We start from the raw sequence: 13,619 nt of genomic DNA on the forward strand, positions 1-13,619 counted from the left end.
AATTTTACGTACGCCTCCCCTATTATTATTCCGCTACTGGATAAGCTACCCAAAAAATTCTCAAAACAAGGAGCTATAAAGTAACTAATTAATAACCAACTATCTACACACTACTGAATATACTAGATAATAAATAAAACAAGCTGTCTGTATATATTCTTGAATTATCAATTAAAAAAGTACTAGTACCGATCCAAGCAATAATAAGAGTTGCAACTATCGTATCTGTGGAAAAATTTCTTTTCCCTATCGCATATTCATAAATATTGTTTATATTTTTGATATTGAGAAGTCCAACTCGCAAATTAATCACTAATGATATCTATGATTTGATATAGCATTAAGTTATCAGATAGCAATAAAGAATTTTCTATGCAAATGATAATAAAGATAAAAAAAGAAACAAACAATATTTTTGTAAAGTTAAAGAATATAGACTTTATTGCATGGCCCATGTTATGCAATTCCCGCGTAGACCGGGAAGCAAGAAAAACATATAAAAAACTTGTTTTTTATATGTTTATTTTGTCAAATAATGTAATTTTCCAATATTTAATGTTATTTTTCTGGATCCAACCTATGTAGGACATAGAAAGTCATGACTAGTGCACTATAAATAGAATATTTTCTATTAAAAAGATTCAACTCTTCTACCCCGCCTGACCATAATGATGTTACAGTCAAGTTTCATCAAGTATTTATGATAATCATCATAAATACTATAGCTGTTTTTCTTCTAATACATCTGCAGTAGTTTTATTCACCACTTGATACTTCGATCGAACAACAGTTTATTTTCTTTATTAAAAAAACTGTAACGAACAGACATCACTTTAAAGCTCATATACCACTTGTACAGTTAGTTTACCAGCTATAGTAAATGTTATTTTATACTTCTCACTACTTGCAGAATTTACATTAACACCATTTAATACTAAAATTTCTACAACTTTATTGTCATAATAATCACTATCCCCTGCAGTACAGTCCTGCCAGTTTTATCTTTAAGACTTAAATCAATCTTTGTTTACATATTTTTTTATGCATTTTTCCACATCTTCTAATTTACCAAGCCATGCTACTGGATTGGAACCAAAATTAATATCGTCCTTATAATGTTAGGATTAAACTTGTCTTGTTTAACTATTTTGCTATTATAGGCTCAAATACAGTTAATAATTCTTGTGATTGATAGGTAAAATTTTATTCATAAACATATTTTACAATAAAATACCATGAAACATGCTTTTTTGATTTATGCTTTTAAAATATGTAAAAAATTACTAAATATTAATAAATAGATACAGCTAAAAATATTTATAAAGTGTCAAATCTTGTTAAGAGGTCTAGACTTAGCTCTGACTGTTGCATAATTACGCAGTCTATCAAATAACTGCATTAATAATAACTCATCCTTTCTTCTGTGCATATATAATATTTTTTCCACAGATTAATCTTATTATGATCTTTCTTAATTCTTGTTAAATCTTCAACAGAATAAGCTATCTTATTATTAAATGCTTCTGCTATCATTTCTCTAGTCAATATTTTAATACCAAGGTGCTAATGATAGCTCTATGCTAATCCCTTTAACGGTAATACCAGAGTCTTTAAAGGCAAGATATTTTTCTTCTCTAATTAAAGCGATTGCTTTATTGTAGTAACTTGAGCATATTACGCCGATTTCATAGTTATCTGCTAGTATTGCTTCATCTTTAACTAATGAAGATAAATCTTCATCTGCTATAACTGTATATATCCTTCGTCTTATAACCCCTTGATATTTAGTTCTTGAAATGACTTCTTGTCCTACATAACAACCTTTATCGTAGCTAATCCCATTTAATTCTTCACCACCGTATAAAATCGGGATAGATTTATTGAAAGATAAATCTTCTACACCGTCTATTATTGCAAAATTATATTTATCTTCTAGATATATTGAGTTCCCGTCTTCTCGGGAATGACATAAAGGTTCAAGAGTATCTTTTAATGTTCCAGTTACTATTGAACGCAAACCAAGCTTAGTATAACGAGGATCACGAGATGTAACTAGCGTGTCTATATCTAATTTTTGATGTGAGTAGATAACTTTATATTCATCACTACAATCTATTAATTGTATTTTAGAACGCAATTTATAGAAATTTAAATGATCTATTAAAACAGTTTTACTACTTTTATCAATATCAAGGTAAATTTCCTCAAAATTATGAATATACACAAAAAAATCAAATAGGTACCTTCCTTGATTGTTAAGTAAATAAGTATAACAGTATTTACTTTTATTTATATCGTTAGTAATAAGATTTTGTAAAAATTTTACTGAATCTAAACCTATTATTTTAACAACCTCTCTATCATTTAATATTTCATACATAATTATAATATTATTGACTTTATACGTTCCTAGCTACTATACTTTGAACTTATATAAATTTAAACTTAATAATCATGAGATGTTCATCTTACTGTACTGCTACCGAATATAAAATGAGTGATCTAGTGACCAATTTAAAAAAAATTGGTCTTGAACCTCAACATTTTGATGATGTTTTATATATTCGGAAAGAGGTAAATAAAGATTCTGATTTTATAGAGATATTTTTCTTTCCATTTGGTTGCATAACTATCTGGGGCGGTGATGAAATTCAAGAAAAAATAGTTTTAAGCGATACTGATTTAGTAACAGTAAATAAACTTAAAGAACAAGAACCGGTATCAGATTATATTTATTTTGAATATAATACGGAAGTCAAGAAAACCTTTATTGATGAAGAAAAAAATAAAATAATCTTAGCTGATAAATCGGTTTTTGTTAAACTCTCTATTTCTCATGCTCTTGCACAATCAGTAAAACTTAGTGTTCTCGAGCAATCTGTTAGTAACTTGATTGTTCAGACAACTCCTATACAGCAGGAACTAGCTAGAACCGGTAGCGTATCACTTTCTAAAAAGGAAATATTACAGCAAATAGGTATATTATTTAACGAACGTTATTCAATTAGTCTGCATAGCGATATATTCGATACTCCAGAGTTCTTTTGGCGTCGCCCAAGCTATGAGCCACTATATCTCATGACGGCAGAGTTTCAAGACATAGAAATACGGCAAAATATAATGAATCATCGTCTTAATATGATTCATGAACTTTTAGACATTCTTTCAAACGATCTTAATTATAAACATTCTACAAAACTTGAGTGGATTATTATTATTTTAATTGGTCTTGAAGTTGTTTTATCTTTATCTCATACTAATCTTTTCTTAAAAATTATCGGAGCTTTATAGAATCGCTTCTATGCAAATTATCGATAATCAAAAAACATTAGAAGAAGTTTGTAAACAGTTAGCAAGTAAGACATGCTTAAGCATAGATACGGAATTTGAGCGTCGCTATACTTATTATGCTCAGCTTAGTATAATTCAAGTTAAAGCAGAAAATTATTGCGGAATAATTGATGCATTAAGCAATTTGGATCTAAATATCTTTAATAAGCTGCTTGCAGACAATAATATTACCAAGATATTTCATGCTCCTCGTGAAGATTTAGAGATTTTCTATAATTTGTTTAAAACACTACCTTCTAATGTTTTTGATATACAAATTGCAGCAAATATTTGTGGATTCGGTAAACAACTAAGCTATGATGATCTTTGTTACAAACTATTCGGTATTGCTATTGATAAAACTCATCAAAAATCTAACTGGCTAAAACGTCCTATCACTAGTGATATGTTAAATTATGCTATGTTAGACGTGGAGTATTTATATAAGATACATAAAGAGTTAAATAATATAATTATTAGGAATAATTTAGTTACTAAATATCAAACAACTCTTAGTTCTTTATTAGATGTTAGAAATTATAAGGTTGAGCCAAAAGATGCTTGGAAAAAAATAAAGCATAGAAGTAATGATGAGAGCTTTAACCGTAAAATTCAAATACTTGCAGCTTATCGTGAATATAACGCACAAACTATAAATATTCCTCGTAAGCATTTTATTTTAGATGAAGATTTAATAAAGCTTTGTAAATATCTGCCAATAACAAATAAAGATTTTAAGCATCTCAATTTAAAAAGCAAATATTTACATAAACAAAAATATAAAGATGAAATAATAAGTTTGTGTAATAACTTTTTGGTCATGTTATAATTATTATAGGCCTTATCGCAGTACTTCTATGGCACCCCCGCTTTTGCAGGCATGCCATAAATAGCATTTTTTAAGCCATACAAGAATATTATAAATCATACCGAGATCACAAATTTAAGCTTACGATCATGAGATTCAACTGAGAAATTATCGATTAATTGTTCTTTTAAACAAACTCCGGCAGTTAATATATTTTGGTTATTATTTAAATATTGATCAAAATATCCTTTACCGTATCCAAGTCTATAACCATCACTACTAAATGCAAGACCTGGGATAATAACTAAGTCAGGAATAAAAAAATCATTATTTATAGGTTCAAAAGTGTTAAAATCACCTAAAGCTAATGAGTCATTATAATGATACGGACAATATTTTATTTCATTTTTTATAATTTTCGGTAGGAAAAATTTTATTTCAGGATGTAAGTTTGTTATTTCAAGTAAATTAATTTCATATTTTAGAGGGTAATAGAGACCAACGGTTTGAATTCCTAACTCCCTTAATAAATGACTAATTTTAATTATTAAGTAGTGTCTGACTAAGCCGGAAGTAATTTTTTCTTGGTTTTTTATTAAAAGATCCTTGAAATAAAGACGCAGTTCTTGCTTGTTCATTATTACCGTCATTCCCATACGCTGCATTTTATATGTTTATTTTATTAAATATTGAATGTAATTTTTGTACTAATGTTAAGATTATTTTTTGGATTCCAACTTTCGCAGGAATTACATTGCAATATCACATATTGATCGTTCTTTTATCCACACTAAGAGCCGCTTCTTTTATAGCCTCACTTAATGTTGGGTGAGCGTGGCAGGTTCGTGCTATATCTTCTGCTGCTGCTCCAAATTCCATATAGGCGGTAAGCTCAGCAATTAATGTACCTGCATCAGCTCCTATAATATGCGCTCCTAAAACCTTATCGGTTTTACTATCGGCAAGAATTTTAACCATACCTTCTGTACTACCAATCACTCTTGCTCTACTATTTGCTAAAAACGGAAACTTACCTACTTTATAATTAATGCCTTTTTCTTTTAGCTGCTCTTCTGTTTCACCTACACTTGCTATTTCAGGATAAGTATATATCACGCTTGGAATCAAATTATAATTCACATACCCTGCTTGCCCTACCATTATTTCCACGGCAGCTATGGCCTCTTCTTCAGCTTTATGAGCAAGCATCACTCCTTTTACAACATCACCAACTGCGTAAATATTTGAAACGGCTGTTTGGAAATGATCATTAATCTCAATTCTACCTTGCTTATCCGTAATAATACCGACAGACTCAAGCCCCAAATTGTGCGTATAAGCCTTTCTGCCTACTGCCATTAATACCACATCGCTAGTTATTACCGCACTTTTACCACCCTCCTCTATTGTAAGATTTACTTTTCCTGATTTTACTTCTGCAGATACTACTGTAGTATTTAGTTTAAACTCTATACCCTGCTTTTGCTGTAACTTCATAAATTGCGCAGCAATTTCTTTATCAAGCATAGGTACAATACTTGGTGAATACTCAACAACTATTACTTTAGCTCCTAGGCGATGCCAAACTGAACCGAGTTCTAAACCTATATACCCTCCACCGACTACTATTAAATTTTCAGGTACTTTAGAAAGCTTCAAAGCACCGGTAGATGAAACAATAAATTCTTCATCAATTTTGATATTCGGTATTTCTATAACGCTAGAGCCTGTAGTAATTAAGATATTTTTAGCTTTAATTTGCTCATTATTTACTTCAACTATATTGTGAGAGACAATTTTAGCTTCTCCTTTTATCCTAGTAACCTTATTCTTAGCAAATAGGATTTCTATACCTTTTGTAAGATCACGAACTACCTTATCTTTATTAACAAGCATTTTTTGTAAGTCTAATTTTACATCTGTAGTAATACCAATACTTTCAAAACGCTTTAAAGCTTCTTCATATTTTTTAGAGGAATTAAGTAAAACTTTTGATGGTATACATCCTACATTTAAACAAGTACCACCAAGAGTATCGTTTTTCTCAATGCACGCCACTTTCATATCGAGCTGAGCAGCTCTAATACTACCTGTATAACCTGCTGGACCACTACCTATTACTACTAAATCAAATTCTTGCATATTTTTACCTATATATTTATAATGAATTTGTCATACTGTCACAGTATTTCAAAAAACTAGCGCAATCAAGTCGTGAGATGACAATAATGTATTTTCTAAGTCACACAGGAATGACATAAACCATACACCATCTATTATTCCTATAACAACCTTAATTTTATACTATTCTTATTTGGTGAAGCAATAAAGCTAATTAAATCAATATTATCTTTAAAAAAGTTTGTATAATTTTGTAGCAAAGAAAACATTTTTTTAGAAATAGTGTAATTATGACGAAGATTCATTGAATTTGACTCACCGATCTTTTTTATTTCTCTCATTAAAGCTAAAGGATTATCAAACTCAAGGCCAATATTTTCATAATCAACAATTACTTCAGCAAATCCTGCCTGTGAAAATAAAATCGGAACATGATCAAAACGAATAAAAGGAGAAATATGAGGAGAATGTTTAAAATTACTTGTTATTTCTGCCTCTATTAAAACTTTACGTAAGTTTTTTAGACTATTACCACCAACAAAATTACCAATAAAAATGCCTTCAGGTTTTAAAAATGTTCTAATATTAGATAGAAAGCGTTGTACATCATTTATCCAGTGTAATCCTAATGAATAAATAATTAAATCAAAAGAATTCGGAGGAAATTCTAAATCTTCATCATCAATTAATAACTTACGATCATGATTGAACGAATCAAGCAACAAAGGAGACATATCTATTGCGGTAATAGTTGCATTTCGATAAGTATCTTTTAGTAAACCTATAAGATAACCACACTTTGCAGATATTTCTAGAATATCAGAAAAGTCATTATTAATCAGCTTTAACCTATCAATTAGGTCACCCTCCGCATACTTGATAAATAAGCTGCTACTTATCCCCTCTACTGCATTATTTCGGTGATTTTTTAGTTTTGATCTGTTGAATATATAATACTCTCAATTTATCTTATATTTTGTCTCCTAGAGTCTTTGCCTCTTTTATCGACTGGTAACCAAACTGATCATTTTTTAGCAAATAATTTTCTCTGTCTTGCAGTGTGAATATTATCAACCTTTAACTTTATTTAGCTCTTTAAAATTATCCTGAACACCGATAAATACAGGCCTCGTATTTTGGTGATACCACTGATTTTTATCTAGAATATCAAATTGATTATATTCTTTTAATTGTTTTTTCTTAATAAAAATTGAGAGTTTTTCTATATCAGAATTTGTATCACTTAAATTTTCTTGAACATTAACGGAATTACGTTTTCTTTCTTTTTCTACATTGTTGAGTCCCCTAGAGCTTTATAACTACTTTAATACACAACAATACTAATATAAATTGCTTTAACATAACCCTATAATATTATATTTAATATAAATTAAATAATATATAAATCAAGCATTGAAATAAAATTAATTATTTATAAAGATATTATCTTTATATTTCTTTCTATAATGTATTTTATAATTCTCATGCTTCATACCATTAAACCACTGCTCTTGTTGTTTTTTAATATGATAATTTAAGGAATGATATTTGCTATTATGATTTTGGAAATTACCTGCACAAAATTTTAAGAAACCTGAAATTAACGTTTCTACTCTATTAATATCAGATTTTTTCTCAAGAAACTTCATAGAAAAATTAGCAGGATGATTATGTATTAAATAAAATTGTTTATATTTCTCATGAATTTTATTTTCTTTTTTTATTTGTTGTTCTGAAAAAGATAATTTTTTTTCTAATAATTTATGAATTTCAGTACAATCGCTCCAAGGTAATTTTATTATTACCTGCTCTACTTGATATTCAAAATTTTCCTGAATATTGTTGAAATCAGCATGTGCTTTTACCATACTTAATAATATTAAAAAACATGCTATTAACTTCAAAAATTTTAAATAATCTACTCTAACTCTTTTTAGCTGCAAATTATAAGATTTTTTTGAAATAGGAATAATTCCTACAAAAATCTTATTAATTCTCACATAAAAATACCTTAAAATATAAATATTTAAATTTTTGTTCATAAAACCTAATATTCATAAAATTTAATTAATTTTAGCAGGAATCGGTATCATAATACTACTTCTATATCTTTTATTACTATTAAAAAGTGACTTTTTTTGAACTTTGTTATTATTTACCGCAACTTTATCTTCTAAAGCCCTTTCATTATTATTTATATAACCATGTAAGGATGCTTTATAAAGCGCCATGTTACTTGCTATTTTAACTACATCTTGCTTATATTTAAACCCTAAAGCATGGGTAGCTGAGTGGTAATGTGCTATCGCTTTGTGCCAACTCCCTAGTTGATCATATTTTGAACGCAAGAATTTTGCACCGTAACGAATGTTATTATTTGGATCAAATGCCTGTTCAAGAGAATCAAAAGCCTCTAAATGATGTCTTAAATTAATCTGCATGCATCCAATGTCAATACTCTCTCGTCCTTTTATAAGCTCTATTCTAACAAAACCCACGGCTTGTCTTTTACTGTTAAAATAATAGCTTTTCCCTTCAACATTTACGGTCCAAGGCCATACTATTCTAATTTTACGGGTTGTATGTTTTTTACCTGATTCTTTTAAAGCTATTGAATGTAGTGTATTAGAGGGGATATTAAATTTTTGTTCAAAATAAGGAAAAAGCTTAGAACATTTAAAGGATTCAGCTATTTCAGGATCAGCAATAGCCGGCTTAGAAAAGAAAATCAAGGAAAATACCAGGATTAGTATGGTTATTATGACATTCACCCATTTTCCTATGTTTTTCCCACGAAAGCGGAAATCCAAAAAAAAAAAATTTATAATATATTTTGCTTCAATATTTTTGCTGGATCCTATAGCCCCACCACGGGATGACATATTGTTTTTCCACATCATATCGGCAACGCTAAAATAACTTAAGTTACAGTAAAATAAATTAGCGTATCATAACTTATCTTATGAGGCAAGAAAAGTTATGATATTTAAGATGTAAAGACTTAATCTCAATCTGAACTAAAATCTTCAAAAAATTATTCCAGCCTCTACAACCTTGATTTATGGGTTAACTATAACTGGAGCAGGATTTACTTCTAAATAAAAGTTTTCTTTATACCATTATTATATATGGTTGTTACTGCTTTTTATAGATTTAATTGTTCTCCACCAAACAACATAGAGCCCCTAATACTTATTATAATAAATATTGACTTATAACATACAGAAAAGCATAATGACTACCAAATAATTTCATAAGATTTTCTACTATTTATGAGCAGTTCTTGTTTAATAAAATTAGACTTACTTAACGCTTGATCTATTGTCTCTACACTCCGGTTTCTATGACACTATGTTATATATTCTTCACTGATTACTATTTTATAATTTTTTGTTAATTTATTAATTTTATTTAAATGTATATTAAACTCTATTCTACTAAAGTTAGCAGTACTCAAACTAGTGGAAGGTTATTTACCTAATGCTTTATTACTTATATTAAGCCGACATTATTTAGCCATACTTGTAAGTTCTTTGATGTTGAAGTAGCTTTATCAGCAAGGTGCATTGATTAATTAAATAAAACAGCAAGTTGCTCAGGATTATTAAGGTCTACATATTCTCCTTTATTTATTTGCTTCTTATAGATTAAATATTTCTGATTTGAGTTAATGTAATATTTTTTTATTGTCTGTAAATTTTACTCTAGAAGTTTTTAGTATCTAAATCACCTTATGATGCACCTTTATTATTTTCCCAACCTCTCTGTGAAACTAAAAATAACATATAATGACGTCTAATACAACTGTTATAGCTTTACATTAATTATTATTAGCTTTTTCATAGTAGTTTACGTTGCCCTGAACTTATCATTTTATTTGTACCTTGTTACTTATCTTTTAATAGCATTCATACATGTTTATGTGGATAAACTACTTTTGTAAGTATTTCAGATAGATAAAATTTTTGAATTAATTTTAATAATTCAACAAGAAATTCATTATAACTATGACATATCTAAACTCCATTCACTTCCATTTTGTTTGATTTCATTTAGTTTCTTGACTTAAAGTTATATAATATTAATTCATACTTTGACCATTTTGCAATTATTGGTTGAATCTATATTCAAGAACCACGAAATGTGATATTTTTTAAATCCTTAAATTGGTAATTGACTGAATAAATAAAAATGTTTATTATCAGTCCAAATTAAATGTAATAAGTATATTTTATGAAAGTCGTTAGCTCATTAAAGTCATTAAAAACACGTGATAAAGATTGTCAGATTATTAAAAGAAAAGGTAAAATTTTTGTAATAAATAAAAAGAATAAAAGATTTAAAGCAAAACAGGGTTAATATTATGTATATTTTAAGAATTATTGTTTCATTTTATCAGGAGTTCATGTACTCGTTAAGGTGGTGTACGCTCCATGTAATCACCAACCAATATAAAATCTAATTCTTAAAAAAATATACACGATATAATAATAACAAAATGGCCGGACACTCAAAGTTCAAAAATATTCAGCATCGTAAAGGGGCTCAAGATAAAAAAAGAGCAAAAGTTTTCACTAAATTAATTCGCGAAATAGTTACTGCAGCTAAAACCGGTCCTTCTAATAACCCTGAAAATAATCCACGTCTTAGAAATGCTTTAACTGCCGCACGCAGTCAAAATCTCCCAAAAGAAAGAATCGACAAGGCTATTAATAGTGCTAATGATTCTTCTAACACCGAGAATTATACAGAAATTAGATATGAAGGTTACGCACCTGGCGGTATTGCTATAATAGTTGAAGCTTTAACCGATAATAAAAACCGTACTGCTGCTGAGATACGCTCTAGCTTTACTAAATATGGTGGGAGTTTAGGCGAAATTGGTAGTGTTAATTATTTATTTAAACATTGCGGCGTTATTCAATATCTAAGCAACATAGCATCAAGTGAAAATATTCTAGAAGTGGTGATAGAAGCAGATGTAGACGATATTATATCTGATGATACCACCCATACAATCTATACGGATATTGAAAATTTTTCCAAGGCTCTAGAATTTTTAACTGACAAATACGGCATACCTGAAGACTCTTATATAGGCTGGATTCCATTAAATACAATAATTATAGATGATAAGGAAAAAGCTGAAAAATTACTAAAGCTTTTGGAAGTTTTAGAAGATAGCGACGATGTGCAAAGAGTTTTCAGTAATTATAAGCTGTCTGATGATGTTTATAAAATAATACAAGGAGAATAATGACTTATAACGGCGCAAATTATCAAATAATTATTTTAGCAGCTGGTAAAGGAACTAGAATGGAATCCAATTTACCGAAAGTAATGCATAAAGTTGGTGGAGTTCCAATGCTTGAAACGGTATTAAAGAATTCGCTTGAAGTAACAAATGATGTAGTTATAGTTTATTCAGAGAAACTTAAAAGATATTTAATGCCCTATGAGCATATGTGTCGCTTCGTACTACAAAAAGAACCTAAGGGTACAGCTCATGCTACTTATACAGCAATAGATTTAATTGACGAAAATAAAATAATATTAGTTTTATACGGCGATCATCCTCTTATTACTCCAAAACTGATTCATGAATTAATAGATTATTTAAGCCTTACTAATTCTGCATTAGTGACTTTAAGTTTTGAGAGAGAAAATCCTACTTGGTACGGTAGAATAGCTACTGATAAAAACGGTGATCTTTTAGAAATAATCGAGTATAAAAATGCAAGCGAAGAAGAGAAAAAAATAAAGCTTTGTAATTCGGGTATTATGGCGTTCAGTATAGGCATGTTAAATAAATACTTACCTTTATTTGCTACTAATATTACTGGTAATAAGGAAGTTTATTTAACTGAAATAGTAAAAATATGTAAAAATCACGGCGAAAAAGTTTCATATTTATTATCTACTGATCATGATTTAATTATTGGTGTTAATAATAAACATGAGCTAGAGGAAGCCAATAATATTTTTTCTAAGAATAATTATTAAGTCTTAGCATTGTTACATGGCTCTAAAAAAAGTATTCTATATCACTCCTGCAAAAGCAGTAATCTGAAATTTATTTTGTCATCCCGTGGACTACAAAAATCTTGCATCACAGGTGTTTCCTGAGATAACGTAATCAAGTTTGAATTGGATTCTCACAAAAGCGGAAACGGCATATTAAGTCATGCAACAACACCAAAAATCTTGGAGAGATGGCCGAGTGGTTTAAGGCGCACGTCTGGAAAGCGTGTTCACGGCAACGTGTCGGGGGTTCGAATCCCCCTCTCTCCGCCAACTCTAGAAAGCCTGTCATTTCTTACAGTTTATCAAAATGAAAAGCCAAGGAGTAATCAAAATTTCAGCTTCTCTTTTTTCATTAGTTGCCAAACCTTTAAGGGTTTCATACACATTTGTTGTTACATTTATCAAATCTAAAAGCTTCTTAGAAAAGTGGATTTATACCATCATAATATTAATTAATTCACTTAACTCATATTAACTATCTTTTAGCTCTGTTCTGACTTTAGCTTTAACATAAAAGTATCTCCTAATACTTTAGTTAGTTTATTTCCACTTACACATAATAAATATATTTTGTAACAAAATACAAATTTATAGTTACTAAGCTCAAGAGCAGAACTTATAAATATAATAGTGAAACTAGTTTTGATCTATTTTATCCATAATACGCTCATAAAGATAACTTTAGTTACGCATGTGATAATTGCAAGAAAGCTATAAAACTAAAGAAGAAAATAACAGAAATAATGGTCTTGTATTAATTAGTCCTTTAACCCTCTTGATTCCTTTAAGTTTTATGAAAAATAAGAACTACAAATATTCTATAGCAAAAATAGTATGGTAAGCTTTATAGTCCATGAATATTAAGGAAAAGTAACAATATTTAGATGATCGTAAAAAAATCTTATTAAAGGTCAGTGGTCTTTATCATATCATAGAAAACAGTATTGCTTTGATGTAGCAACAAATTACTAACTATAAATGTATAGAATATTTTAAACATTATATATAAAGAGATTTTACTTTGTAATAAGACTATAGGAGAAAAAAACTATGAATACTTTTATAAATTTATTAAAAAATTTTTTGGTAGGACAAATATTTATATTATTATGGCAGGCAGTTAGCAATATGAATGATATTATATTTCTGCAGAAAGAATAAATGACCCGCATGGAAAAATATGTTTATCAGTAACATGTATAGTAATTTGTGTGATTTATAGATATACAACTAGATTGTTTGTTTAATGCGTAACTAATGATACACGATTATATCTTTGTATTTTTAACAATACTTTAAGGGATTATAATTTTTCTCAATTTCTTGTAATAAGGAA

General features: G+C 28.8%; 10 protein-coding genes, 1 tRNA gene and 3 pseudogenes. 6 read left to right on the forward strand and 8 right to left on the reverse strand.

Annotation, left to right across the window (positions count from 1 at the left end; translation table 11 throughout):
• Nucleotides 1-8: 8 nt before the first annotated feature.
• The 3 pseudogenes from AAGW17_RS04640 to AAGW17_RS05290 form a co-directional block, all read right to left on the reverse strand.
• A pseudogene (locus AAGW17_RS04640) lies at nt 9-322 on the reverse strand (sodium:solute symporter family transporter); the annotation flags it as partial.
• A gap of 1,227 nt (nt 323-1,549) precedes the next feature.
• Nucleotides 1,550-1,960: pseudogene (locus AAGW17_RS05285) on the reverse strand (tRNA-modifying protein YgfZ); the annotation flags it as partial.
• 48 nt (nt 1,961-2,008) lie between these two features.
• Nucleotides 2,009-2,380: pseudogene (locus AAGW17_RS05290) on the reverse strand (YgfZ/GcvT domain-containing protein); the annotation flags it as partial.
• 113 nt (nt 2,381-2,493) lie between these two features.
• On the opposite strand from AAGW17_RS05290, the gene AAGW17_RS04650 reads away from it, so the two are divergent.
• Nucleotides 2,494-3,291 (forward strand): RMD1 family protein, encoded by a 798-nt coding sequence (locus AAGW17_RS04650; protein WP_347938842.1) that lies wholly within the window; start codon nt 2,494-2,496, stop codon nt 3,289-3,291.
• Nucleotides 3,292-3,301: 10 nt separating this feature from the next.
• Nucleotides 3,302-4,159: a ribonuclease D gene (locus tag AAGW17_RS04655; RefSeq protein WP_347938843.1), complete on the forward strand. Its 858-nt coding sequence runs from the start codon at nt 3,302-3,304 to the stop codon at nt 4,157-4,159.
• Between the two features lie 95 nt (nt 4,160-4,254).
• On the opposite strand, the gene AAGW17_RS04660 is transcribed toward AAGW17_RS04655, so the two are convergent.
• The 5 genes from AAGW17_RS04660 to AAGW17_RS04680 all read right to left on the reverse strand — a co-directional run bounded on the left by AAGW17_RS04660 (nt 4,255) and on the right by AAGW17_RS04680 (nt 9,159).
• Nucleotides 4,255-4,776: a 5-formyltetrahydrofolate cyclo-ligase gene (locus AAGW17_RS04660; protein WP_347939422.1), complete on the reverse strand. Its 522-nt coding sequence runs from the start codon at nt 4,774-4,776 to the stop codon at nt 4,255-4,257.
• 124 nt (nt 4,777-4,900) lie between these two features.
• Nucleotides 4,901-6,280: a dihydrolipoyl dehydrogenase gene (gene lpdA, locus AAGW17_RS04665; RefSeq protein WP_347938844.1), complete on the reverse strand. Its 1,380-nt coding sequence runs from the start codon at nt 6,278-6,280 to the stop codon at nt 4,901-4,903.
• Between the two features lie 140 nt (nt 6,281-6,420).
• Nucleotides 6,421-7,116 carry a methyltransferase domain-containing protein gene (locus AAGW17_RS04670; RefSeq protein ID WP_347939423.1) on the reverse strand — a complete coding sequence of 232 codons (696 nt, stop codon included), beginning with the start codon at nt 7,114-7,116 and terminating at the stop codon, nt 6,421-6,423.
• A 567-nt stretch (nt 7,117-7,683) separates the two neighbouring features.
• On the reverse strand, nt 7,684-8,163 hold the full coding sequence (locus tag AAGW17_RS04675) for a DUF2532 domain-containing protein (protein WP_347939424.1): 480 nt from the start codon (nt 8,161-8,163) through the stop codon (nt 7,684-7,686).
• A gap of 159 nt (nt 8,164-8,322) precedes the next feature.
• Nucleotides 8,323-9,159 carry a lytic transglycosylase domain-containing protein gene (locus AAGW17_RS04680; RefSeq protein ID WP_347938845.1) on the reverse strand — a complete coding sequence of 279 codons (837 nt, stop codon included), beginning with the start codon at nt 9,157-9,159 and terminating at the stop codon, nt 8,323-8,325.
• Nucleotides 9,160-10,492: 1,333 nt separating this feature from the next.
• Here AAGW17_RS04680 and ykgO point away from each other — a divergent pair.
• The 4 genes from ykgO to AAGW17_RS04700 all read left to right on the forward strand — a co-directional run bounded on the left by ykgO (nt 10,493) and on the right by AAGW17_RS04700 (nt 12,553).
• Entirely contained in the window at nt 10,493-10,618 is a 126-nt protein-coding gene (gene ykgO, locus AAGW17_RS04685) for a type B 50S ribosomal protein L36 (RefSeq protein ID WP_347938846.1), read from the forward strand.
• 139 nt (nt 10,619-10,757) lie between these two features.
• Nucleotides 10,758-11,516, forward strand: a complete 759-nt coding sequence (locus AAGW17_RS04690; protein WP_347938847.1) for a YebC/PmpR family DNA-binding transcriptional regulator — start codon at nt 10,758-10,760, stop codon at nt 11,514-11,516.
• Nucleotides 11,516-12,262, forward strand: coding sequence for a sugar phosphate nucleotidyltransferase (locus AAGW17_RS04695; protein ID WP_347938848.1), 747 nt, complete (start codon nt 11,516-11,518; stop codon nt 12,260-12,262). Before AAGW17_RS04690 ends, AAGW17_RS04695 begins: the two co-directional genes overlap by 1 nt.
• A gap of 203 nt (nt 12,263-12,465) precedes the next feature.
• A tRNA-Ser gene (locus AAGW17_RS04700) sits at nt 12,466-12,553 on the forward strand.
• Nucleotides 12,554-13,619: the final 1,066 nt, after the last annotated feature.

It is taken from the genome of Rickettsia sp. Oklahoma-10 (assembly GCF_039954865.1).
GTDB lineage: Bacteria > Pseudomonadota > Alphaproteobacteria > Rickettsiales > Rickettsiaceae > Rickettsia > Rickettsia oklahomensis.